The sequence below is a fragment of the Variovorax sp. UC74_104 genome (assembly GCF_044055375.1).
Classification (GTDB): domain Bacteria; phylum Pseudomonadota; class Gammaproteobacteria; order Burkholderiales; family Burkholderiaceae_C; genus Variovorax.
This window is the reverse complement of the sequence record NZ_CP171978.1, coordinates 1,935,756-1,960,065: the sequence shown is the minus strand read 5'-3', so window position 1 is coordinate 1,960,065 and position 24,310 is coordinate 1,935,756. Positions and strand designations below refer to the sequence as shown.

General features: G+C 68.1%; 18 protein-coding genes and 1 pseudogene. 7 read left to right on the top strand and 12 right to left on the bottom strand.

What is annotated here, in order from left to right; translation table 11 throughout:
• Window position 1: 1 nt before the first annotated feature.
• Together ACHMXA_RS09115 and ACHMXA_RS09110 are read right to left on the bottom strand one after the other, a co-directional pair.
• Window positions 2–1,082 (bottom strand): annotated as a pseudogene (locus ACHMXA_RS09115) (ATP-binding cassette domain-containing protein).
• Window positions 1,083–1,113: 31 nt separating this feature from the next.
• On the bottom strand, window positions 1,114–2,148 hold the full coding sequence (locus ACHMXA_RS09110; protein WP_395320257.1) for a putative 2-aminoethylphosphonate ABC transporter substrate-binding protein: 1,035 nt from the start codon (window positions 2,146–2,148) through the stop codon (window positions 1,114–1,116).
• Window positions 2,149–2,444: 296 nt separating this feature from the next.
• Here ACHMXA_RS09110 and ACHMXA_RS09105 point away from each other — a divergent pair, with 296 nt between their 5' ends.
• Both ACHMXA_RS09105 and ACHMXA_RS09100 read left to right on the top strand, forming a co-directional pair.
• Window positions 2,445–3,005 (top strand): phosphonate degradation HD-domain oxygenase, encoded by a 561-nt coding sequence (locus tag ACHMXA_RS09105; protein ID WP_395320255.1) that lies wholly within the window; start codon window positions 2,445–2,447, stop codon window positions 3,003–3,005.
• 108 nt (window positions 3,006–3,113) lie between these two features.
• Window positions 3,114–4,904 carry an ABC transporter ATP-binding protein/permease gene (locus ACHMXA_RS09100; RefSeq protein WP_395320253.1) on the top strand — a complete coding sequence of 597 codons (1,791 nt, stop codon included), beginning with the start codon at window positions 3,114–3,116 and terminating at the stop codon, window positions 4,902–4,904.
• Here the strand turns inward: ACHMXA_RS09100 and queC are convergent.
• The 3 genes from queC to ACHMXA_RS09085 all read right to left on the bottom strand — a co-directional run bounded on the left by queC (window position 4,886) and on the right by ACHMXA_RS09085 (window position 8,572).
• Complete coding sequence (gene queC, locus ACHMXA_RS09095; protein WP_395321266.1) at window positions 4,886–5,590, bottom strand: 7-cyano-7-deazaguanine synthase QueC; 705 nt, start codon at window positions 5,588–5,590, stop codon at window positions 4,886–4,888. The genes ACHMXA_RS09100 and queC overlap by 19 nt on opposite strands.
• 223 nt (window positions 5,591–5,813) lie before the next feature.
• Window positions 5,814–6,287 (bottom strand): DUF1854 domain-containing protein, encoded by a 474-nt coding sequence (locus ACHMXA_RS09090; RefSeq protein WP_395320251.1) that lies wholly within the window; start codon window positions 6,285–6,287, stop codon window positions 5,814–5,816.
• Window positions 6,284–8,572, bottom strand: a complete 2,289-nt coding sequence (locus ACHMXA_RS09085) for an ABC transporter ATP-binding protein (RefSeq protein ID WP_395320249.1) — start codon at window positions 8,570–8,572, stop codon at window positions 6,284–6,286. Before ACHMXA_RS09085 ends, ACHMXA_RS09090 begins: the two co-directional genes overlap by 4 nt.
• A gap of 85 nt (window positions 8,573–8,657) precedes the next feature.
• Here ACHMXA_RS09085 and cphA (ACHMXA_RS09080) point away from each other — a divergent pair, with 85 nt between their 5' ends.
• The 5 genes from cphA (ACHMXA_RS09080) to ACHMXA_RS09060 all read left to right on the top strand — a co-directional run bounded on the left by cphA (ACHMXA_RS09080) (window position 8,658) and on the right by ACHMXA_RS09060 (window position 15,137).
• Complete coding sequence (cphA, locus tag ACHMXA_RS09080; RefSeq protein WP_395320247.1) at window positions 8,658–10,949, top strand: cyanophycin synthetase; 2,292 nt, start codon at window positions 8,658–8,660, stop codon at window positions 10,947–10,949.
• Between the two features lie 46 nt (window positions 10,950–10,995).
• Window positions 10,996–13,563 (top strand): cyanophycin synthetase, encoded by a 2,568-nt coding sequence (cphA, locus tag ACHMXA_RS09075; protein WP_395320245.1) that lies wholly within the window; start codon window positions 10,996–10,998, stop codon window positions 13,561–13,563.
• A gap of 152 nt (window positions 13,564–13,715) precedes the next feature.
• Entirely contained in the window at window positions 13,716–14,135 is a 420-nt protein-coding gene (locus ACHMXA_RS09070) for a hypothetical protein (RefSeq protein ID WP_395320243.1), read from the top strand.
• A gap of 97 nt (window positions 14,136–14,232) precedes the next feature.
• Entirely contained in the window at window positions 14,233–14,700 is a 468-nt protein-coding gene (locus ACHMXA_RS09065) for a hypothetical protein (RefSeq protein ID WP_395320241.1), read from the top strand.
• A 140-nt stretch (window positions 14,701–14,840) separates the two neighbouring features.
• Window positions 14,841–15,137 (top strand): hypothetical protein, encoded by a 297-nt coding sequence (locus ACHMXA_RS09060; RefSeq protein WP_395320239.1) that lies wholly within the window; start codon window positions 14,841–14,843, stop codon window positions 15,135–15,137.
• A 72-nt stretch (window positions 15,138–15,209) separates the two neighbouring features.
• Here the strand turns inward: ACHMXA_RS09060 and ACHMXA_RS09055 are convergent, their stop codons facing one another.
• Genes ACHMXA_RS09055 through mmsA form a run of 7 tightly spaced genes read right to left on the bottom strand, consistent with a single transcriptional unit; the run spans window position 15,210 to window position 24,309 of the window.
• Window positions 15,210–16,127 carry a dihydrodipicolinate synthase family protein gene (locus ACHMXA_RS09055; protein ID WP_395320237.1) on the bottom strand — a complete coding sequence of 306 codons (918 nt, stop codon included), beginning with the start codon at window positions 16,125–16,127 and terminating at the stop codon, window positions 15,210–15,212.
• Window positions 16,128–16,143: 16 nt separating this feature from the next.
• Window positions 16,144–17,892, bottom strand: coding sequence for an IlvD/Edd family dehydratase (locus ACHMXA_RS09050; protein WP_395320235.1), 1,749 nt, complete (start codon window positions 17,890–17,892; stop codon window positions 16,144–16,146).
• Window positions 17,893–17,931: 39 nt separating this feature from the next.
• Entirely contained in the window at window positions 17,932–18,960 is a 1,029-nt protein-coding gene (gene yjfF, locus ACHMXA_RS09045; RefSeq protein ID WP_395320233.1) for a galactofuranose ABC transporter, permease protein YjfF, read from the bottom strand.
• On the bottom strand, window positions 18,957–20,003 hold the full coding sequence (locus ACHMXA_RS09040) for an ABC transporter permease (RefSeq protein ID WP_176668541.1): 1,047 nt from the start codon (window positions 20,001–20,003) through the stop codon (window positions 18,957–18,959). Before ACHMXA_RS09040 ends, yjfF begins: the two co-directional genes overlap by 4 nt.
• Entirely contained in the window at window positions 20,000–21,526 is a 1,527-nt protein-coding gene (locus tag ACHMXA_RS09035) for a sugar ABC transporter ATP-binding protein (protein WP_395320230.1), read from the bottom strand. The genes ACHMXA_RS09040 and ACHMXA_RS09035 overlap by 4 nt, the downstream gene beginning before the upstream one ends.
• A gap of 10 nt (window positions 21,527–21,536) precedes the next feature.
• On the bottom strand, window positions 21,537–22,754 hold the full coding sequence (mmsB, locus tag ACHMXA_RS09030; protein WP_176668539.1) for a multiple monosaccharide ABC transporter permease: 1,218 nt from the start codon (window positions 22,752–22,754) through the stop codon (window positions 21,537–21,539).
• Window positions 22,741–24,309 carry a multiple monosaccharide ABC transporter ATP-binding protein gene (gene mmsA / locus ACHMXA_RS09025; RefSeq protein ID WP_395321264.1) on the bottom strand — a complete coding sequence of 523 codons (1,569 nt, stop codon included), beginning with the start codon at window positions 24,307–24,309 and terminating at the stop codon, window positions 22,741–22,743. The genes mmsB and mmsA overlap by 14 nt, the downstream gene beginning before the upstream one ends.
• Window position 24,310 lies beyond the last annotated feature (1 nt).

The following is a 24,310-nucleotide window of genomic DNA, read 5'->3' as shown; positions in this document are numbered from 1 at the left end:
CTCAATGCGCCAGGACCGACAGCGCGTTCAGGGGCAGCTGGATGTGGACCATGCTGCTCGGCACCAGCGGCTCGCCGCCGCCGCTGCGCGCATCGGCGGGCAGCTCGGCCTCGATCTCGATGCCCAGCGGCTCGCAAGCCAGCCGGGCGCAGGTGCGGTTGCCGAAGAACTCGGTGTCCAGCAGGCGCGCCGCGAAGCTGTTGGCGCCGAGCTCGGTGCCGAAGCGCTTCACCACCACGTGCTCGGGACGGATGCCCACGGTCGCCTGCGAGCCCACGCTGAGCTTGCCCGGCGCGCACAGAAGCTCGCTGTCGCGCACGCGCACCTTGCCGTCGGCCAGCACCGTGGCGGGCAGCATGTTCATGCGGCCCACGAAGCCCGCCACGAAGCGGGTGCGCGGCTGGCGATAGAGCTCGTCGGGCGTGCCGGCCTGCTCAATGCGGCCGTCGTGCATGAGCACCACGCGGTCGGCCATGGAGAGGGCTTCTTCCTGGTCGTGCGTGACCATGATGGTGACGATGCCCAGGCGCTTCTGCAGCGCGCGGATCTCGCTGCGCAGCGTGGCGCGCACCTGCGCGTCGAGCGCGGAGAGCGGCTCGTCGAGCAGCAGCAGGCGCGGGTTGGGGCGCAAGCGCGCGTGCCAGGGCGACGCGCTGCTGCTGGCCGCCCGAGAGCTGCACCGGGTACTTGTCGGCATGCGCGGCCAGCCCGACCAGGTCGAGCATCTCGCGCGAGCGCCTGGCCATCTCGCGGGCCAGCGCGCCCGTGGGGTGCAGGCCGTAGGCGATGTTCTGCGCGGCCGTGAGGTTGGGAAAGAGCGCGTACGACTGGAACACCACCCCGAAGCCGCGCGCCGCGGGCGGCAGGCCCGCGATGTCCTGACCGCCGAGCAAAATCTGGCCGCTGTCGGCGCGCTCGATGCCGCAGACGATGCGCAGCAGCGTGGTCTTGCCGCAGCCCGAAGGGCCGAGCAGGCAGACGAATTCACCGGGCTCGATGTCGAGGTCGATGCCGTCGAGCACGCGGGTGGCGCCGAAGGACTTGCCGATGCCGCGAAGGGAAAGAAAGCTGCTGCTCGTCATGGCCCGGTACCGTCTTGCTTCGATGTCGGGATCAAAGTGGCTTCTTTTCCGACTTCGATTCGTAGCGCTTCGACCACTCCGTCAGGATGCGCTCGCGGTTGGCGGCGGCCCAGTTGAAGTCGTTCTTCGCGAGCAGCTTCTCGACATCGCCCGGCACGAATTCGAGCTTCTCCTGGACACCGGGCAGCGCGAGCACGGCGAAGTTCTTCGCGTACAGCTCGTTGGCCTGCTTCGTCACGGCCCAGTCGGCCAGCGCCCTGGCGGCTTCCTGCTTCTTGCTGGTCTTGATGATGCCGGTGGCTTCCATGTCCCAGCCCAGGCCTTCCTTGGGCAGCACGATGTCGATGGGAGCGCCGTCGCGCTTGGTCTTGTTGGCGCGGTATTCGAAGGACATGCCCAGCGCGAACTCGCCGGCGCCGGCCTGGCGGCAGGGCTTGCTGCCCGACTGGCTGTAGATGCCGATGTTCTGGTGCAGCGCGTCCATGTACTTCCACGCCTTTTCTTCACCCATCATCTGGATCCAGCCCGACACCATCAGGTAGCCCGTGCCCGAGGCGGCCGGGTTGGGCATGGTGATCTGGCCCTTGTAGACCGGGTTGGTCAGGTCGGCCCAACTGGCGGGCGTGGGCAGGTTCTTCTTCTGCGCTTCGGCGGTGTTGAAGCAGATCGCCGAGGACCACACGTCCATGCCGACCCACTTGGGCGGGTTGGCCGGGTCGCGCATGTTGGACTTGATGGCATCCAGGCCCTTGGGCGCGTAGGGCTGGAGCATGCCTTCCTTGTCGAGCAGCATCAGCGAGGTGGCGGCCAGGCCCCAGACCACGTCGGCCTGCGGATTGGCCTTCTCGGCCAGCAGCTTGGCAGTGACGATGCCGGTGGAGTCGCGCACGAACTTCAGCTCGATGCCCGGGTTCTCCTTTTCGAAGGCGGCCTTGTAGGCCTGCACCTGGTCGGCTTCGAGCGCGGTGTAGACCAGCAGCTCGGTGCGGCCCTGGGCCGAGGCGGCGAAGGCCAGCGAGAGCAAGGCGGCCGGCATGGCGGCCCAGCGGATGGAACGATGCAGCATGGACTGGTTTCCTTGGGAGAAAGTGGAAAGAGGAAGGAAGGCGGCGGGGCCCGGACGGACGCGAAATCGAAAGTACGCAGAGCCGGCCGGTAACGAATGGCGGCGATGTTGGCAGCGGCATATGACAGTGATTTGTCAAAATGCCTCAAAAAAACTCAAATACCCAAAAACGCGCCGAGGCGCGACGCTTGCCTGCCGTCTTGCCGCGGCTGCGTCATCCAGCTGTCACCGTGGCGCGGCAGAATCGCGGACTTATTGCCCTTTGCTTTCGCGTCGCCCGCCGCACCCCCACTTCCATGACACTCGACCTCGCCGAGATCGCCCGCCTGTTCGCCGAGCGCGGTGGCCTTGCCTACGCGGGCGAACCGGTGTCGCAGCTGGAACATGCGCTGCAATGCGCGTGGCTCGCCGAGCAGGCCGGCGCGAGCGATTCGCTGGTCACCGCGGCGCTGCTTCACGACCTGGGCCACCTGCTGATCGCCGAGCACCAGACGCTTTCGCACTCTCCCACCCAGCTGGGCATCGACGACCGCCACCAGTACATCGCCCTGCCGCTGCTGCGCGGTGCATTCGACGTGGAGGTGCGCGAGCCGATCCGGCTGCATGTGGACGCCAAGCGCTACCTGTGCGCGACCCGGCCTGACTATTTCTCAAGGCTCTCGCCCGATTCGGTGCGCAGCCTCGCGCTGCAGGGCGGCGTGATGGACGCCGACGCAGCCCAGCGCTTCGCCGCACACCCGTGGGCCGGCGATGCCATCCGGCTGCGGCAGTGGGACGAGGAAGCGAAGGTCGAGGGTCTGCAGACACCGCCGCTGGCCCACTTCCTGACGACGGCCGCACGGGTGCTGCTGAGCTGACGGCACTTTTCCGAGGGCCGGGACCGGTTTCAGGCCGGTTTAAGAAACATTTGTCTACGATGGTCTCCTCACCATGACCGGCGCGCGAGCGCCTGCGAGGAAATCCGAATGTCCCTATCAGTCACAGCTCGCGCTGGCTCGTTCATCCAGGTGCTGCGCCGTGTTTTCAGGCTTGCGGCGCCTTATTTCAAGTCGGAGGAGAAGTGGCGGGCGCGGGCCATGCTGGTCGCGATCGTCGCGCTCAATCTTTTCTACGTGTACGTGGCCGTGCTCGGTAACCAGTGGTACGGGCGCTTCTACGACGCGCTGCAGAACAAGGACGTGGTGGCCTTCTGGCGCGAGGTTCGGGTGTTCGGCTGGATCGCCTTCTTCAACATCGCGGTGCAGGTGCTCAAGTTCTACATCACGCAGCTGCTGCAGTTGCGCTGGCGCACGTGGATGACGCGCAGCTACATGTCGCGCTGGATGGCGGACCGCACCTTCTACCACCTGGAACTCGCGCGCTACACGAACAAGAACGGCGCGGCGCCCGACAACCCCGACCAGCGCATCCAGGAAGACATGCAGCTCTTCACCAGCGCCACGATGACGCTGTCGATGGGCCTGCTGAACGCAGTGGTCACGCTGCTGAGCTTCATCGGGCTGCTCTGGACGCTGTCGGGCAACTTCTCGTTCACCGCGGGCGGCACGACCTACCAGATCGTCGGCGCGATGGTCTGGGTGGCGCTGGGGTACTCCATCTTTGGCACCGTCATCACGCATTTCATCGGCCGTCCGCTGATCGGGCTGAACTTCAGGCAGCAGCGCTATGAGGCCGATTTCCGGCACCACCTCGTGCGGGTGCGCGAGTACAGCGAGGCCATCGCGCTGGACCATGGCGAGAAGGTCGAGCGCGGCCAGCTCGACCTGCGCTTCGGCGACGTGCTGCGCAACTACCTGCTGCTGATCAAGCAGCAGAAGAACCTCGTCACCTTCACCTCGTTCTTCGGGCAGGCGGCGGTGATCTTTCCGTTCATCGTGGCGGCTCAGCAGTACTTCGGCGGCGCATTCCAGCTCGGCCACCTGATGCAGATCGGCTCCGCCTTCGGCAAGGTACAGGAGTCGCTCAGCTGGTTCGTCGACAACTACAACAGCGTGGCCGAGTGGCGCGCCACCACCGACCGCCTGACCAGCTTCGACGACGGCATGGCGGCCCATGCCGTGCGCAGCGACGCCTTGCAGAGCACGCCATCGACAAGCCTGCACACCGACGACCTCACCGTCGCCCTCCCCAACGGCACCCCGCTCCTCGCAGGCACCGCTCTCTCCGTGAAGCCCGGCGACAGCGTGCTGCTCCAGGGTCCGTCGGGCAGCGGCAAGTCGACCCTCTTCCGCTCCTTCGCTGGCATCTGGCCCTTCTCCAAGGGCAAGCTGGAGGTGCCCGAGAACGTCGCGTTCATGCCCCAGCGCCCCTACGTGCCGGACGGCAAGCTGCGCGACGCGCTGACCTACCCCAATCCGTCCGCGAACTTCAGCGACGACCAGCTGCGCCAGGCGCTGAACGACGCCCTGCTGCCCGACCTCGTGGATCGCCTCGACGACAGCGACGCCTGGAGCCAGAAGCTCTCGGGCGGCGAGCAGCAGCGGCTGGCCATCGCGCGCGTGCTGCTGAAGAAACCGGCGTGGCTCTTCGCCGACGAAGTCACCAGCGCGCTCGACGCTCAGGCCGAGAGCGTGCTCTACAAGCGCCTTGCCGACACGGTGAGGGCGGCAGGCGGCGCGATGGTGTCGATCGCGCACCGCGCAGCGGTGGGCGACTTCCACAACCAGCGCTGGACGCTCGTGCCGCAGGAAGAAGGAAAAGACGGGGGCGCGCGCTACCGCCTGAGCACCTCCGGGGGTCAGCCCGCCGTCGCGTAACGCTCCCAGCCCTTCTTGCGCAGGTCGCAGGCAGGGCACTCGCCGCAGCCGTAGCCCCACGCCTGGCGATGGGTTCGATCGCCCAGGTAGCAGGTGTGGGTTTCCTCCACGATCAGGTCGACCAGCGGCTCGCCCCCCAGGCGGTGGGCGAGGCTCCAGGTCTCGGCCTTGTCGATCCACATCAGCGGCGTCTCGATGACGAGGCGGCGCTCCAGCCCGAGCGAGAGCGCGAGCTGCATCGCCTTCATGGTGTCGTCGCGGCAGTCGGGGTATCCGGAGAAGTCGGTCTCGCAGACGCCGGTCACGATCACCTGCAGCCCGCGCCGGTAGGCCAGTGCGCCGGCGAGCGTGAGAAACAGCAGGTTGCGCCCGGGCACGAAGGTGTTGGGCAGGCCGTCGGCCTGCATGGCGAAGGCGACCTCTTCCGTGAGCGACGAGCCGCCCAGCTGCGCGAGCGCGGCGAGCGTGAGCACGTGGTCTTCGCCCAGGCGCGGCGCCCAGTCGGGAAAGCGCTCGCGCATCTTCGCGAGGATGCTGCCGCGCACGTCGAGCTCCACGCGATGGCGCTGCCCGTAGTCGAAGCCCAGGGTTTCGACGCGCTGGTACTTCGAGAGCGCGTCGGCGAGGCAGGTGGTCGAGTCCTGGCCGCCGGAGAACAGGACGAGGGCGGTGGTGTGCAGGGGCATATCCGTCAACGGCGAGGCCGTTGTAGTCCAAAGGCGCAATTTTCGCAGGCTGCGCGAGGCCGTGGATACGAGCCCGCGCATGGGCGCCAAACGCCTGGCCGCATGGATCGTCACCCTGGCGGTGCCGCTGGCGCTCGACATGGCCTGGCTCGGCGTCGCCGCCAGGGACATGCACCAGCACGCCATGGGCGGGCGGGCTGGTTGGCGGCGCGGCCGCCTTCGCCTAGAGGAAACGCTCGAGCAGCTTGCGCGAGGTGCGGTCGAGCGTCTTCACGTCGGGAATGCGGAACTGCACGCCGTGCGCGCTCGCGATGAGCAATGCCCCGCCTTCGAGCCGGCGGATGTCTTCCTCGGCCTTGAGCACGAAGCTGGTTTCGCCGCGGTCGGTGCTGATAGTCCAGGTGCTGGGCACGCCGAAGCTCGACACGCCGTGCAGCTTCAGCAGCGTGGGCGCGAAGTCGCGCACCGCGAGGTCTTCGTCGAGCAATGCGCGGGCCTGCGCCGGCAACTGCTCCACGCTGTCGATCCAGACCAGCTCCCGCCCTTCGCTGCCGACCAGCGAAATGCCGTGGCCGGGCGCGCTCAGCGGAAAGGCCCGCACGGGCACGATGCCGGCGTGGCGCTCGCCCTGGGCGTCGATCAGCACGAGGCGGCCGAAGGGGTCGCGTTCCAGTTGGAATGGGTTGCTGCTTGTCATGCGTCACCTGCCGGATGGGCCGCGTGGGTGATGGCGACCGGCGCCTGCGCGCTGGCACGCTCGTCGGCGGCGCCTTCGCTCGCGTCGTCGTCGCCCTGGCGCAGCTGCGCCTGGTAGAGCCGCCAGTAGGCGCCCTGCTTCGCCATCAGCGCGTCGTGCGGGCCGACCTCGACGACCTCGCCGCGGTCCATGACCACGAGGCGGTCTGCCTTGCGCAGCGTCGACAGGCGGTGCGCGATGGCGATGGTGGTGCGGCCCTGCACGAGGTTGTCGAGCGCCTTCTGGATTTCCTTCTCGGTCTCGGTGTCCACGGCCGAAGTGGCCTCGTCGAGGATCAGGATGCGCGGATCGATGAGCAGCGCGCGCGCGATGCTGATGCGCTGGCGCTCGCCGCCCGACAGGCCCTGCCCGCGCTCGCCCACCAGCGAGTCGTAGCCGTGCGGCAGGCGCAGGATGAAGTCGTGCGCATGCGCGGCGCGCGCGGCGGCCACGATCTCCTCGCGCGTGGCGTCGGGCTTGCCGTAGGCGATGTTCTGGGCGATGGTGCCGAAGAACAGGAACGGCTCCTGCAGCACCAGCCCCACGTGGCGGCGGTAGTCGGCCACGGCGAAGCGGCGGATGTCGGTGCCGTCGACCTTGATGGCGCCGTCGGTCACGTCGTAGAAGCGGCAGATCAGGTTGACCAGCGTGCTCTTGCCCGAGCCGCTGTGGCCCACGAGGCCGATCATCTCGCCGGGCTCGATGGTCAGGTCGAGGTCGTGGATGACCGCGCGCGAGCCGTAGCGGAAGCCCAGCCCGCTCATCTCGATGCGCCCCTGCACGCGCTCCACCTTCACCGGGTTGGCGGGCTCGGGCACGTTGCTCACGTGGTCGAGGATGTCGAAGATGCGCTTGGCGCCCGCCGCGGCCTTTTGCGTGACCGAGACGATGCGGCTCATGGAATCGAGCCGGGTGTAGAAGCGCCCGATGTACGCGATGAAGGCGGTGAGCACACCCACCGTGATGCTGCCGCGCGCCACCTGCCAGATGCCGAAGGCCCAGACCACGAGCAGGCCGATCTCGGTGAGCAGCGACACGGTCGGCGTGAACAGCGACCAGGTGCGGTTGAGCTTGTCGTTGACCTGCAGGTTGTAGACGTTGGCGACGCGGAAGCGCTCGGCCTCACGGCGCTCCTGGGCGAAGGCCTTCACCACGCGGATGCCGGGAATGGTGTCGGCCAGCACGTTGGTCACCTCGGACCAGACCCGGTCGATCTTCTCGAAGCCGGTGCGCAGGCGGTCGCGCACGACATGGATCATCCAGGCGATGAAGGGCAGCGGCACCAGCGTGACCACCGCCAGCAGCGGGTTGATGGAGATCAGGATGACCGCGGTCATCACGATCATCAGCACGTCGTTGGCGAAATCGAGCGCGTGCAGCGACAGGAAGACGTTGATGCGGTCGGTCTCGGAGCCGATGCGCGCCATCAGGTCGCCGGTGCGCTTGCCGCCGAAATAGTCCAGCGGCAGGGTCAGCAGGTGTTCGTAGGTGGTGGTGCGCAGGTCGGCGCCGATGCGCTCGGACACCAGCGCCAGCAGGTAAGTGCGCGCCCAGCCCAGCCCCCAGCCGACCAGCGCCGCGATCAGCAGGCCGCCCAGGTACAGGCCCACGCGCATGGTGTCGATCTTCTGGCCGTTCTGGAACGGGATCAGGATGTCGTCCATCAGCGGGATGGTCAGGTACGGCGGAACCAGCGTGGCGGCGGTGGAGAACAGGGTCAGCAGAAACCCTGCGATCAGCTGCTTGCGGTAGGGTTTGGCAAAGCGGCCGAGGCGCAGCAGCACCCAGGTGGAGGGCGGGGTCTGGAGTTCGGTGTCGGCGGAATCCTCGCCGTCGGCCGTCTCCACCGCCTCGGGTGTCTCCTTGGCGACACCCGACATTCGCTGGCCGAACAGCTTCAGAAGCCGCAGCGCCGCGACCTGGCCAGCGAGGGTGTAGCGCCAGCGCGCCAGCCGGCCCGAGGGCCCCGTCAGATCGAGGGTTCCGACGCCCGCGTGGTCGGAAACGCGCAATTCCAGGGCCGCGTCGGTTAGCGGCCACTCACGCCAAGTCCCATCGGGATCGAGCGAAATCAGCTTCCGGTCAGTCAGGGCGACTAGGCCGGAGGCGAAGCGAAGTTGGTCGTCGAGGTCAACCGTCAGTGTTACCAGAACGTTTTCCGCGACTGCGAGGCGGTTTTTCAGTGCTTGTGCTGATGCCGCTTCTGTTTCGCCCTCCCGGGTGCCGACTGGATCGTGATGTTGCATTGTGTTTCTTTGACTCTTGCCCGTCGCGGGCCGCATGGACCGCGTCATGGCGCCCCAGGTCGGGCGCCGATTCTGACCGATAGCCATGGGCGCGCTTGAAGGCGCCGTGGTGCTCGGCCAAAGCACATCGAACGTTTGCATGACCCGTTTCGACGACATCCGCCTGCTGCGCATCAATTATTTGCGCGGCCCCAACCTCTGGACCTACCGTCCGGTCCTCGAAGTCTGGCTCGACCTGGGCCAGCTCGAAGACTACCCCTCCAACAAGATCGACGGCTTCACCGACCGCCTGACCACCCTGCTGCCGGCGCTCATCGAGCACCACTGCGGCGTCGGCGAGCGCGGCGGCTTCATCCAGCGCCTGACCGAAGGCACCTGGTCGGGGCACGTGCTGGAGCACGTCGTCATCGAGCTGCTGAACCTCGCGGGCATGCCGACCGGCTTCGGCCAGACCCGCAGCACCTCGGAACACGGCGTCTACCGCATGGTGTTCCGCGCGCGTGACGAGCAGGTCGCCCGCGTGGCGCTGGCCGAGGGCCACCGCCTGCTGATGGCGGCCATCAACAACGACCCGTTCACCGCCGCCGACGTGCAGAAGGCGGTCGATGCGGTCAAGGCCAAGGTGGAAGACTGCTACCTCGGCCCCAGCACCGCCGCCATCGTGGCAGCCGCCACCGATCGCGGCATTCCCCACATGCGGCTGAACAGCGGCAACCTGGTGCAGCTGGGCTACGGCGCCAACCAGCAGCGCATCTGGACCGCCGAGACCGACTACACCAGCGCCATCGGCGAATCCATCGCCAGCGACAAGGAGCTGACCAAGTCGCTGCTCGCGAGCTGCGGCGTGCCCGTGCCCGAAGGCCAGGTGGTCGCCGATGCCGAAGAGGCCTGGGAAGCCGCCGAGGACATCGGCCTGCCCGTGGTCGTGAAGCCTTCCGACGCGAATCATGGCCGCGGCGTGTCGCTCGAACTGACGACGCGCGAGGAAGTCATGGCCGCCTTCGCGGTCGCCGAGCCCGAGGGCAGCGACGTGATGGTCGAGCGCTTCATCCGCGGCCACGAGCACCGCCTGCTGGTGGTGGGCGGCGAGGTGGTGGCGGCCGCGCGCGGCGAGATCATCACCGTGACCGGCGACGGCAAGGCCAGCGTGCGCGAACTCATCGACAAGCAGCTCAACAGCGACCCGCGCCGCGGCGCCGAGGAAGAGTTCCCGCTCGACGTGATCCTGATCGACACCGACGCCAAGCTGCAGCTCGAACTCAAGCGCCAGGACCTCAGCGCTGACGCCGTGCCCGCCGCCGGCCGCGTGGTCACGATCCAGCGCAACGGCAACATGGCCAACGACTGCACCGACCTGGTCCACCCCGAAGTCGCGCACGCCGCCGTGCTGGCCGCGCGCGTGGTGGGCCTGGACATCGCCGGCATCGACCTGGTGGCGCAGGACATTTCCAAGTCGCTCGGCCCTCAGGGCGGCGCGATCGTCGAAGTCAACGCCGGCCCCGGCCTGCTGATGCACCTGAAGCCGGCCGTCGGCTCGCCGCGCCCGGTGGGCCGCGCGATCTGCGACCACCTGTTCCCCAACGACGCGCCCGGGCGCATTCCCGTGGTCGGCGTGGCCGGCTCGCGCGACACCGCCGTGCTGGCGCGCCTGGTGGCCTGGCTCATCAACCTGGGCGGCCGCCACACCGGCCTGGCCTGCCGCGACGGCCTGTTCCTCGAGCGCCGCCGCGTCGACGCGCGCGACAGCGCCAACTGGGAAGCGGGCCACCGCCTGCTGGTGAACCGCGCCGTGCAGGCCGTGGTGATCGAGAACGGCGCCGAGACCATCCTGCGCGACGGTCTCCCGTACGACCGCTGCGAAGTCGGCATCGTCACGGACCTCGACGGCTGCGAAGCGCTGGCCGACTACGACATCACCGAGAGCGACCAGATGGTCAAGGTGCTGCGCACGCAGGTCGACGTGGTGCTGCCCGAGGGCACGGCCGTGCTGAACGCCGCCGATGCGCGCGTGGCCGGCCTCGCGCCGTTGTGCGACGGCGCCGTCATCCTCTACTCGGCCGACGCGCAGGCCCCCGCGCTCGCCACGCACCAGAGCGCCGGCGGCAAGGCCGTGCTCGTGCGGCAAGACCGCGTGGTGCTGGCCAACGGCACCAGCGAATCGTTCCTGCCGGGCCTCGGCCGCCTGACCGTGTGGCGCGCCACCCATGCCGGCGTGAGCCTCGAAAGCCTGCTGGCTGCCGTGGCCGCGGCCTGGGCCATGGGCATTCCGCTCAACCTGATCGGCGCCGGCGTCGAAGCCTTCGAGGCCGACCTGCAGGCCGCGCTGGCCTCGCTGCAGCTCTCGCAGACCCAGCCTCTCCAACCCCAATTCGTCTGAGGCATCCTCGCCTCGCCAGATAGACAGCAGCAGCTCTCGCAGCCCCATGAAAGTCACCCGCACCCGAGCCCTTCGCGGGCCCAATCTCTGGAGCCGCCATACCGCCATCGAGGCGGTCGTGGCCTGCCAGGGCGACGAGAACGCCATCAGCAAGCTGAGCGGTTTCGAAGACCGCCTGCGCGCGCGCTTCCCGACCATCGGCGAACTGCACCCGATGGTGCTGGGCCAGCCGCTGGCGCTGGCCCACGTGCTGGAGAACGCCGCCGTCGCGCTGCAGGCCCAGGCCGGCTGCGCGGTCAACTTCGGCCACACCTCTCCCACCGTGGAAGAAGGCGTCTACCAGGTCCTGTTCCAGTACACCGAGGAGGCCGTGGGCCGCCGCGCCGCCGAGCTGGCCGAGGAGCTGATCGTCGCCGCCCAGAACGACACGCCCTTCGACGCCGAAGCCGCCATCGCCGAGCTGCGCGACCTCGACGAATCCGAGCGCCTGGGTCCGAGCACCGGTTCCATCGTCGATGCGGCCGTGGCGCGCGGCATTCCGTTCCGCCGCCTCACGCGCGGCAGCCTGGTGCAGTTCGGCTGGGGTTCGAAGCAGCGCCGCATCCAGGCCGCCGAGGTCGACAGCACCAGCGGCGTGGCCGAATCGATCGCGCAGGACAAGGAGCTGACCAAGCAATTGCTCAACGCCGCCGGCGTGCCCGTGCCGCTGGGCCGCCCCGTGAGCAGCGCCGAAGACGGCTGGGCCGCCGCCAACGAGATCGGCCTGCCGGTCGTGGTGAAGCCGCAGGACGGCAACCAGGGCAAGGGTGTGACGGTCAACATCAACTCGCGCGAGGAGCTGTTCGCGGCCTACGAATCGGCCGCGGTCTACGGCGAGGTGATGGTCGAGAAGTTCCTGCCCGGCTTCGACTTCCGCCTGCTGGTGGTGGGCGACCGCCTCGTGGCCGCCGCGCGCCGCGATCCGCCGCAGGTGATCGGCGACGGCAGCTCCACCGTGCGCCAGCTGGTCGACACGGTGAACCTCGACCCGCGCCGCGGCGAGGGCCATGCCACCTCGCTCACCAAGATCCGCCTGGACGACATCGCCATCGGCCGGCTCGAATCGCAGGGCCTCACGCCCGACAGCGTGCCCGCGCGCGGCCAGCGCGTGGTGCTGCGCAACAACGCCAACCTGTCCACCGGCGGCACCGCCACCGACGTGACCGACACCGTGCACCCCGAAGTCGCGGCGCGCGCCGTCGACGCGGCGCAGATGGTCGGCCTGCACATCTGCGGCGTCGACATGGTGTGCGAGAACGTGCTGCGCCCGCTCGAGGAACAGCACGGCGGCGTGGTGGAAGTGAATGCCGCCCCCGGCCTGCGCATGCACATCTCGCCTTCGTTCGGCCGCGGCCGCGCGGTCGGCGAGGCGGTCATGGACACGCTCTTCGCCCATGGCGACGACGGCCGCATTCCCGTGGTGGCCGTCACCGGCACCAACGGCAAGACCACCACCGCGCGCCTGATCAACCACCTGCTCGCATCGAGCGGCCTGCGCACCGGCATGACCAACACCGACGGCGTGTACGTCGACGGCCGCCAGACCGACAGCGGCGACTGCAGCGGCCCCAAGAGCGCGCGCAACGTGCTGATGCACCCCGACGTCGACGCGGCCGTGTTCGAAGTGGCGCGCGGCGGCATCCTGCGCGAGGGCCTGGGCTTCGACCGCTGCCAGGTGGCCGTGGTCACCAACATCGGCAGCGGCGACCACCTGGGCCTGAACTACATCACCACCGTGGAAGACCTCGCGGTGCTCAAGCGCGTGATCGTGCGCAACGTGGCGCCCGACGGCTACGCGGTGCTCAACGCGGCCGACGCGAACGTCGCCGCCATGGCCGCGGGCTGCCCCGGCCACGTGATCTTCTTCACCGCCGACCGCATGCACCCGGTGATGGCCACGCACCGCGCGCAGGGCAAGCGCACCGTGTACGTCGACCAGGACACGCTGGTGGCCGCCGAAGGCTCGTGGCGCGAGCGCATTCCGCTGCGCGACGTGCCCATCACGCGCGGCGGCAGCATCGGCTTCCAGGTCGACAACGTGATGGCCGCCGTGGCTGCCGCGTGGGGCGTGGGCCTCGACTGGGACACCATCCGCAGCGGCCTCGCGAGCTTCATGAACGACGCGGCCGGCGTGCCCGGGCGCTTCAACGTCATGGACTACCGCGGCGCGACCGTGATCGCCGACTACGGCCACAACACCGACGCCATGCGCGCGCTGGTGTCGGCCGTGGACACCATGCCGGCGAAGAAGCGCTCGGTGGTCATCAGCGGCGCGGGGGACCGGCGCGACTCCGACATCCGCGACCAGACGGCCATCCTCGGCGAAGCCTTCGACGACGTGATCCTGTACCAGGATGCGGCCCAGCGCGGCCGTGCCGACGGCGAAGTCATGGCGCTGCTGCGCCAGGGCCTGCAGGGCGCGGCCCGCACGCGCTACGTCGACGAGATCCGCGGCGAGTTCGTGGCCATCGACGCCGCGCTGGCGCGCCTGCAGCCGGGCGATCTCTCGCTGATCCTCGTCGACCAGGTCGAGGAAGCGCTCGCTCACCTGGCCCAGCGCATCGCCGCCGGCTGAAGCCGGCCTTGCCGGACACGTCCCACACGCAGGGGCGAGTCCGGCCCGTTCGGCGGCGTGCGGCTGTCCCACAGCCACCGCCCGCCCCCGACAGCACACTGAGGCTCCGGTCACGCACCCTCCTGGAGGGGCGTGCATTCACAGGAGCCCTCATGAGAACAAGCCTTCGTTCCATTCTTTCCGCCACGGCACTCTTCGCCGCCAGTGGCTTCATCGCCTTCGGCGCGCAGACCGCCAGCGCACAGGCCGCAGGCAGCGCAGGCAGCGACGCCCGCATGCAGAAGGAGCGCGCGGCCTGCGACGGCGTACAGCAGGACCGCGCAGCCTGCCTGCGCGAAGCCGGCGCCGCGCGCCAGGAAGCCGGGCGCGGCGGACTCACCAGCCCCAGCCCCGCGCGGGAACAGGTCAATTCGCTCGCGCGCTGCAGCGAACTCCCCGCCGCCGAACAGCCCGACTGCGAAGCCCGCATCAAGGGCGGCCCGCGCACCACCACCGAAGGCAGCGTGATGGGCGGCGGCGTGATCCGCGAGACCGTGACGCCGCTTCCGCCTCAACCTGCGCCGGCGCGTTGATACGTCGATACAAGCGGCAGGGTCAATGCGTGAACCCGGGCCGCTGCGCACAGTCCAACTTCTCCCTGGTCATCCAGCTCACCTCAAGGAGTCATACATGAAAAGCAACAAGCGTTCGATGCTCTTCACCGTGCTCGCCGTCGGGGCGCTGACAGTCTCAGCCGCCGCCTCGGCCGCCCCGCCCAAGCGCGGTGAGTCTTCCAGCACCTATCAGCAGGAACTCGCCGTCTGCGGCCACAACCAGCAGGACCGCGCCGCCTGCATCCGCGAAGCCGGCGCCGCACGCCAGGCCGCTGCACAAGGCGGCCTGACCAGCGCGCCCGACTACCGCGCCAATGCGCTCGCGCGCTGCGGCCTGCAGCAGCCCGCCGACCGCGCCGCCTGCGAGGCGCGCGTGCTCGGCAGCATGGGCAACACCACGGCCAGCGTGGACGGCAGCGTGATGGGCGGCGGCGTGATCCGCGAATCGGTCACCACCACCGTGGTGCCGCTGCCAGCGCCGGCGCCCGTGATGGAGCCGCAGCCGACGCCCATGCCCCGGCCGATGCCGGCTCCCATGCGCTGATCGGCTAGCAGGCTTCAGCAAGCAGGGGCATCGCCATTTCCACGGGGATGGCGATGCCCTTACTGTCATATTTCTGTCATAAAAGCCCGCAGGCTGCTAGCTATAGTTCCCGGTCCCTGCCTACCGAGGAACCCTTTTTCATGAATGCCATCAAGGTCGCTCGCCGATTCATCGAAACGGACCCGGCCAACGAATCGGCCAAGATCCTGGCCCAGCTCGTGCTGGCCCTCGAGTCCGAACGCAGCTTCGAACTCATCACGCTTTACGAACTCGACTACAAGAGCTTCCAGCTCGCCATGGACATCCTGAAGGAGTGGCGCCTGGACCGCTACTACGCCAGCAAGTCCAAGCTGTTCGACCTGTCGCTGCAGGTCAGCGAACTCGAAGAAAACGCAAAGGGTGCGAAAGAAGCGAACCCCAGCGAAGCCAAGGCCTGAGCGGCCTCAGCTTCTGTCTCTGTTCAGCGCGGCGGTGCCGTCGCGCTGTCCTTCCCTCTCTTTTTCTCTCCGCTACTTCCCCCAGCGCAGCACCAGCGGATCGAGCCGCTTGGCGGTTTCGATCAGGCCCGCGCGCGTGTCGGGGTGCATCGCCGGCAAGGGGTGCCGCGGTGCCTCGCAGGCGATCACGCCGCCTTCCTTCATCAGCGACTTGCAGGCCAGCAGACCCGCCTGGCGGTTCTCGTAGTTGATGAGCGGCAGCCACTGCTGATAAAGCGCAAAGGCCTTGTCGCTGTCGCCTAAGCGGTGCGCCTCGATGATCGGGCGGATGCCGTCCGGATAACCGCCTCCCGTCATCGAGCCTGTTGCGCCGGCATCGAGGTCAGGCATCAGCGTGATGGCTTCCTCGCCGTCCCACGGGCCCTCGATCGCATCGCCGCCCAGGCGGATCAGCTCCCGCAGCTTCGATGCGGCACCGGGCGTCTCGATCTTGAAGTACGCCACCTGCTCGATCTCCTTCGCCATGCGCGCGAGGAACGGCGCCGACAGCACCGTGCCGCTGGCCGGCGCGTCCTGGATCATGATGGGAATGTCCACCGCGTCCGACAGCCGCGCATAGAACTCGTAGATCTGCGGCTCGGGCACGCGGAAGGTGGCGCCGTGATAGGGCGGCATCACCATCAGCATCGCCGCGCCCATGTCCTGCGCGCGGCGGCTGCGCTCGGCACAGACCTTGGTGCTGTAGTGCGTGGTGGTCACGATCACTGGCACGCGGCCCTTCACGTGTTCGAGGATGGTGCGGGTGAGCACCTCGCGCTCCTCGTCGGACAGCACGAACTGCTCCGAGAAGTTCGCCAGGATGCAAAGCCCGTCGGAACCCGCTTCGATCATGAAGTCGACGCAGCGCTTCTGGCTTTCGAGATCGAGCGCGCCCTGTTCGGTGAAGGTGGTGGGCACCACCGGGAAGATGCCGCGGTATCTGGGGGTCATAGTGTCTGGGGATGGATCAGTGTGAATGGCGGGGAACGGCCGCGCCGCGGCAGCCGACCAGGAAGTCGAAGTCGCAGCCCTCGTCGGCCTGCAGCACGTGGTTGACGTAGAGCTTCTGGTAGCCGCCGCCGCGCGTGCTCATCGGCTGCTTGTCGGACGCTGTGAGCGAAGCCAGGCGCGAAGCGAGCTCCTCGTCGCTGATGTCGAGGTGCAGGCGGCCAGCGTCGCAGTCGAGCTCGATCCAGTCGCCGTCGCGCACCGCCGCCAGCGGCCCGCCGTCGGCCGCCTCGGGCGCGACGTGCAGCACCACGGTGCCATAGGCCGTGCCGCTCATGCGCGCGTCGGAGATGCGCACCATGTCCTTGATGCCCTGGCGCAGCAGCTTCGGCGGCAGCCCCATGTTGCCGACCTCGGCCATGCCGGGGTAGCCCTTGGGGCCGCAGTTCTTCATCACGAGGATCGAGCTGGCATCGACGTCGAGGTTCTCGTCAACGATGCGCTCCTTGTAGTGCTCCAGGTTCTCGAACACCACCGCGCGCCCGCGGTGCTTCAGCAGCTCCGGCGACGCGGCCGAGGGCTTGAGCACCGCGCCGCGCGGCGAGAGATTGCCGCGCAGGATGCGGATGCCGCCGTCGGCGATCAACGGCTTGTCGAGCGGACGGATCACCTCGTCGTCGAGGCTGGGCGCATCGCGCACGTTGTCCCAGAGCGACTGGCCGTTCACCGTGAGCGCGCCGGGGTGCGGCAGCAGGTTGGCTTCGCCGAGCCGGCGCAGCACCGCGGGCAGGCCGCCCGCGTAATAAAACTCCTCCATCAGGAAGCGGCCCGATGGCATCAGGTCGACGATGGTCGGCGTGTTGCTGCCGATGCGCGTCCAGTCTTCCAGCTCCAGCTCGACGCCGATGCGCCCGGCGATCGCCTTCAGGTGGATCACCGCGTTGGTCGATCCGCCGATGGCTGCGTTCACGCGGATCGCGTTCTCGAAGGCCTCGCGCGTGAGGATCTTCGACAGCGTGAGCCCCTCCTTCGCCATCTCCACGGCGCGCATGCCCGACATCTGCGCGAGCACGTAGCGCCGCGCGTCGACCGCCGGAATCGCCGCGTTGTGCGGCAGCGAGGTACCCAGCGCCTCGGCCATGCAGGCCATCGTCGAGGCCGTGCCCATGGTGTTGCAGGTGCCGGCCGAGCGCGACATGCCGCCTTCGGCCGAGAGGAACTGGTGCAGGTTGATCTCGCCCGCCTTCAGAGATTCGTGCAGCTGCCACACGGCCGTGCCCGAGCCGATGTTCTTGCCCTCGAGCTTGCCGTTGAGCATCGGCCCGCCGGTGACCACGATGGCCGGGATGTCGCAGCTGGCCGCGCCCATCAGCAGCGCGGGCGTGGTCTTGTCGCAGCCCGTGAGCAGCACCACCGCATCGACCGGATTGCCGCGAATCGCTTCTTCCACGTCCATGCTCGCGAGGTTGCGCGTGAGCATCGCGGTGGGCCGCAGGTTCGATTCGCCGTTGGAGAACACCGGGAACTCCACCGGGAAGCCGCCCGCCTCCGAGATGCCGCGCTTCACGTGCTCGGCGATCTTGCGGAAGTGCGCGTTGCAGGGCGTGAGCTCCGACCAGGTGTTGCAGATGCCGATGATCGGGCGGCCATCGAATTCATGGTCCGGGATGCCCTGGTTCTTCATCCAGCTTCGGTACATGAAGCCATTCTTGTCGGCCGAGCCGAACCATTCGGTCGAGCGCAGTTTCTTCGGAGGGGTGTCCGGCATGCGAGTTGTCCTGAGGGGAGAGAGGGAGAAAAAAGAAGGTCAGCGCCGTGGCGTGCGCGACGTGAAGAAGCGCTGCAGCAGGCAGAACACGAACAGCAGCGCGCCGACGACGATGCGCGTCCACCACGAGCTCAGCGTGCCGTCGAAGGAAATGAGCGTCTGGATGATGCCCAGCATCAGCACGCCGAAGAGCGTGCCCGCCACGTAGCCCACGCCTCCGGTGAGCAGCGTGCCGCCGATCACCACCGCCGCGATCGCGTCGAGCTCCAGCCCGACCGCATGCAGGCCGTAGCCCGAGAGCATGTAGAAAGTGAAGATCACGCCCGCGAGCGCCGAGCAGAAGCCCGAGAGCGTGTACACGCCGATCAGCGTGCGCCGCACCGGCAGGCCCATCAGGGTTGCCGACTGCTCGCTGCCGCCGATGGCGTACACCGCGCGCCCGAACGGAGTGCAGTGCGCAAGGAAGATCGCCGCCAGCAGCACCGCGATGGCGATCACCGCGCTGATGGACACCGACGCCTCGCCCCAGATGGGAATGCGGATCTGCGAGACCTCCGAGTAGAACTCGTTGGTGATGCTGATCGAGTCGATGCTGATGAGGTAGCAAAGCCCCCGCGCCAGGAACATGCCCGCCAGAGTGACGATGAAGGGCTGCAGCCTGAAGCGCTCGATGAGCACGCCCATGAAGGCGCCGAATGCCGTGCCCATCGCCAGCACCAGCGGAATCACGATGCCGGGGCTCCAGCCGTGCTTCTCGACCAGCGAGGCCGACACCATGGTGGTGAGCGCGATCACCGATCCCACCGAGAGGTCGATGCCGCCGGAGAGGATCACGAAGGTCATGCCCACCGCCACGACGATGAGGAAGGCGTTGTCGATCAGCAGGTTGAGGAAGACCTGCGCCGAGAAGAAGCCGTCGTAGAACACCGAACCCAGCGTGGCCACCAGCACGAACAGCGAGACGGTCGCCGCCAACGGCAGGTACTTGGGATTGAGCCCCCTCTTGCCCCCTCTCCCGTGCGCGGGAGAGGGTTGGGGTGAGGGTGCAACCTCGATCACCGCGCTCATGCCTTCGCTCCTTCATGCGCCGGCCGCTGCACCAGCGTGCGAACCTGCGACCTGAACTCCGGCGACTGCAGCAGCATCACCACGAACACCACGCCCGCCTTCACCACCAGGTTGATCTCCGGCGGCACGCCCAGCGAGTAGATCGCGTAGGTCAGCGTCTGGATGATGAGCGCGCCGATCACGCTGCCCACGAGGCTGAAGCGCCCGCCCGTGAGCGCGGTTCCGCCGAGCGTCACTGCGAGGATCGCGTCGAGCTCGATGAGCTGGCCCGCGTTGTTGCCGTCCGCGCTCTTGACGTTGGAGCTGATGAGAAGCCCCGCCACGCCCGCGCAAGCGCCGCAGAAGGCGTACGCCCCCACGATCAGCCGCCGCGCCTGCACCCCCGCCACGCGCGCCGCCGTCGGGTTGATGCCCACGGCCTGGATGAAAAGCCCGAGTGCGGTGCGCGTGATGGCGAGATACAGCAGCACGAACACCGCCCCTACGATGAACAGCGAGAACGGCAGCCCCAGCAGGTAACCGCTGCCGAGGAAGAAGAAGGGCTTGTAGTAGATGGTGATGATCTGCCCGTCGGCGATCAGCTGCGCGATGCCACGGCCTGCCACCATCAGGATCAGCGTCGCGATGATCGGCTGCATGCCCACCTTCGCCACCAGCAGGCCGTTCCACAGCCCGCACACCAGCGCGATGCCGATGGCCGCGAGGATCGCGAGCGGCATCGGAAAGCGGCTCGTATCGCTGGACACCGATCCGCCGATCATCCACGCCGCGAGCGCCGCCGCGATGGCCACCACGGCGCCCACCGAGATGTCGATGCCGCGGGTGGCGATCACCAGAGTCATGCCAAGCGACACCAACACCAGCGGTGCGGCGCGGTTGAGGATGTCGACGAGGCTGCCGTAGAGATGGCCTTCGCGCCATTCGAGGTGCAGGAAGCTGGCGTTGAAGACGGTGTTCACCGCCAGCAGGAGCAGCAGTGTGACGATGGGCCAGGCGAGGCGGTGATGCATCGCGGCCGAGATGGGGTTCCTGGGGTTCGTCATGCCGCGGCAATCATTTCGTACACCTCGTCCTCGGTCGAGCCGCCCGGCAGCTCGCCCACCTTCTTCCTGTCGCGCAGCACCACGATGCGATGCGCCACGCGCACCACCTCGCTCATCTCCGAGGAGATGAAGATCACCGCCATGCCGGCCTTCGCCAGCCGCAGGATCTCTTCCATGATCTCCTGCTTGGCCGCCACGTCGATGCCGCGCGTGGGCTCGTCGAGGATCAGCAGGCGCGGCTCGGTTGCGAGCCAGCGCGCGATCACGGCCTTCTGCTGGTTGCCGCCCGAGAGCAGCCCGATCGGCGTCTCGACGCTCGCCGTCTTGATGCCGAGCGATGCGACGAATTTCTCCGCCATCGCCGTCTGCTCCGCATGCGAGAGAAAACGCTTCGTGCCCAGCCGTGCCTGCAGCGCCAGCGCGATGTTCTCGCGCACCGACAGCTCGGCGACGATGCCGTCCGTCTTGCGCTCCTCGGGGCACAGCGCCAGGCCTTCACGGATCGCGTCGGACGGATTCGAGAAACTGAGGCTGCGGCCGTCGACCTTGAGCACGCCGCGGTCCGGCGTCTCCAGCCCGAACAGCAGCCGCGCGAGCTCCGTGCGGCCGGCGCCGAGCAGGCCCGCGATGCCGACGACCTCGCCCGCGCGCACGCGCAGGTCGGTCGCCTGCAGCTGGCCTGCCTGCCCGAGCCCCTCGATCTGGAGCAGCGCGGGCGCGGCCTCGTCGAACGCAGGCAGCGCGGCCGGCCGTGCCGACTGCGCCGCGAGCTCGCGCCCGAGCATCGCGGCGATCAGCGCCTGCGGCCCGAGGTCGGCCGCCTTCCACTCGCCGATCCATGCGCCGTTGCGCAGCACCGTGATGCGGTCCGACACCGCGTACATCTGGTTGAGGAAGTGAGTCACGAAGACGATGGCCAGCCCCTCGGCGCGCAGCCGCCGCAGCACGTCGAAGAGCTTCTCGACCTCGTCGTCGTCGAGGCTGGAGGTGGGCTCGTCGAGGATCAGCACCTTCGACGACACGCCCAGCGCCCGCGCGATGGCCACCATCTGCTGCACCGCCACCGAGTAGCTCGACAGCAGCCGGGTCACGTCGATGTCGAGCCCGATGCGCGCCAAGAGCTCTTCGGCGCGCCGGTTCACCGCGGCCCAGTCGATGCGGAAGCCCTGCGCCACGCCCTTGCGCGGATAGCGCCCGGCGAACACGTTCTCCGCCACCGAGAGGTTCGGACACAGGTTCACTTCCTGGTAGACGGTGCTGATGCCCAGCTTCTGCGCCTCCAGCGGCGAATGGGCCCGGATCGGCTTGCCCTCGAGCAGCATCTCGCCGCCGCTGGACGGCAGCACGCCGGTGAGCACCTTGATCAGCGTCGACTTGCCCGCGCCGTTCTGCCCCATGAGCGCGTGGATCTCGCCCGGATACAGGTCGAGCCGCACGTCGCGCAGCACCGGGATGCCGCCGAACTGCTTGTGGATGCCCCGGAGCTGGAGAACGGGGCCGGAGCTGGGGCTTGCGTCTGCCATGTGCCGTGCGTCACTTGTTCTTGTTGTAGACGTCGATGAACACCGCCGCCAGCAGCACCAGTCCCTTGATGACCTGCTGGTAGTCGATGCCGATGCCCAGGATCGACATGCCGTTGTTCATCACGCCCATGATGAAGGCGCCGATCACCGCGCCCATCACCTTGCCCACGCCGCCCGAAGCCGAGGCGCCGCCGATGAAGCAGGCCGCGATCACGTCGAGCTCGAAGCCCAGGCCGGCCTTGGGCGTGGCGGTGTTGAGCCGCGCCGCGAACACCAGGCCCGCCAGCGCCGCCAGCGCGCCCATGTTCACGAAGGTGAGGAACGCGAGCCGCTGCGTCTTCACGCCCGACAGGCGCGCCGCCTTCTCGTTGCCGCCCAGCGCGTAGATGCGCCGCCCGACGGTGGTGCGGTTGGTGACGAAGTCGTACACCACGATCAGCACCGCCATCACGATCAGCACGTTGGGCAGGCCCTTGTATGTCGACAGCAGGTAGCTGAAGAACAGGATGATGGCCGCGAAGAACAGGTTCTTCACCAGGAAGAAGGCGTAGGGCTCCTGCTCCATGCCGTGCGCCGCCAGCTTGGCGCGCCCGCGCATCTTGAAGAACACCAGCGCCACGGCGGCCAGCGCGCCCACGATCAGCGAGGTGGTGCGGAAGGCGTCGCCGCCCAGCGGGTCGGGAATGAAGCCCGAGCTCAACCGCTGGAACTCCACCGGGAACGGCCCTACCGACTGCCCCGCCAGCAGCGCCAGCGTGAGCCCCTTGAACACCAGCATGCCCGCGAGCGTGACGATGAAAGAAGGGATCTTGCGGAAGGCCACGAACCAGCCCTGTGCCGCGCCGATGACCGCGCCCGCGAGGATGCTCACCAGCGCCGTCGGCACGAAGTGCCAGTCGTACTCCACCATCAGCACCGCCGCCAGCGCGCCGATGAAGCCGCACACCGAGCCCACCGACAGGTCGATGTGCCCCGCCACGATCACCAGCAGCATGCCCAGCGCCATGATGACCACGTAGCTGTTCTGCAGCAGCAGGTTGGTGAGGTTCAGCGGCCGCAGCAGCGTGCCGTCGGTCAGCACCTGGAACAGCACCATGATCGCGACCAGCGAGATCAGCATGCCGTATTCGCGCAGGTTGTTCTTCAGGAAGCCGGCATGCAGCTTCGCCGACGCCCCCTCCGCCACGGGCACGGCGGTCTTCACCGTATTGACTTCAGGCTGGGACATGGACGGAACTCCCCGAACTCACGATGGCATGCATGATGCGCTCCTGCGAGGCTTCTGCAGCCGGAAACTCGGCGACGAAGCGCCCCTCGTTCATCACGTAGATGCGGTCGCACATGCCGAGCAGCTCCGGCAGTTCGGAAGAAATCATGAGAATGCCCTTGCCCTCGCTGGCAAGCCTGTCAATGATGGTGTAGATCTCGTACTTGGCGCCCACGTCGATGCCGCGCGTGGGCTCGTCGAGGATCAGCAGCTCGGGCTTCGTGAAGAGCCACTTGCTCAACACCACCTTCTGCTGGTTGCCGCCTGAAAGGTTGACCACCAACTGCTCGATGCCCGAGCAGCGGATGTTGAGCGCCTTGCGGTACTCGTTGGCCACCTTGAACTCGCGCCCGTGGTCGATCACCGACTTGTCGGCGATCGCATCCAGGTTCGCGAGGCTGATGTTCTTGCGGATGTCTTCCTCCAGCACCAGCCCGAGCCCCTTGCGGTCTTCGGTGACGTAGGCGATGCCGTGGTCGATGGCCTTGCGCACCGTGCTCACGTCTACCGGCTTGCCGTGCATGAACACCGAGCCGCTGATGCGCTGGCCGTAGGACTTGCCGAAGACGCTCATGGCCAGCTCGGTGCGGCCCGCGCCCATGAGGCCCGCGATCCCGACGATCTCGCCCTGGCGCACATTCAGGCTCACGCCCTTGATCTGCTCGCGGTCGGCGTGCAGCGCGTGGTGCACGCGCCAGTCGCGCACCTCGAACACCGTCTGCCCGATCTTCGGATCGCGCTGTGGATAGCGGTGCGCCATGTCGCGCCCGACCATGCCGCGGATGATGCGGTCCTCGCTGATCGGCTGGCCACGGCAGTCCATGGTCTCCACGGTCGCGCCGTCGCGCAGCACAGTGATGGAGTCGGCCACCTTGGCGATCTCGTTGAGCTTGTGCGAGATGAGGATCGACGCGATGCCCTGGCGCTTGAGCTCCAGCAGCAGCATCAGCAGCGCGTCGCTGTCGTTCTCGTTGAGGCTGGCGGTGGGCTCGTCGAGGATCAGCAGCTTCACCTCCTTGGCCAGCGCCTTGGCGATTTCCACCAGCTGCTGCTTGCCCACGCCCAGGTCGGTCACCAGCGTGGTGGGCGGCTCCTTCAGGCCCACCTTGGCGAGCAGCTCGCGCGTTCTCGCATAGGCGGCGAACCAGTCGATCACGCCCGCGCCGTTGGCAAGCTCGTTGCCGAGGAAGATGTTCTCTGCAATGGACAGCAGCGGCACCAGCGCCAGCTCCTGGTGGATGATGATGATCCCGAGCTTCTCGCTGTCGGCGATGCCCCTGAAGCGGCGCTCCTCGCCCTCGAAGAAGATCTCGCCGGTGTACGAGTCGCACGGGTAGACGCCGCTCAAGACCTTCATGAGCGTCGACTTGCCCGCGCCGTTCTCGCCGACCACCGCGTGGATCTCCCCGGCGCGCACGCTGAGGTTGACGTTGCTCAGCGCCTTCACGCCGGGGAACGTCTTGGTGATGCCGCGCATCTCGAGGATGGCGCCGGCACCGTCGCTGCTGCCCTGCATG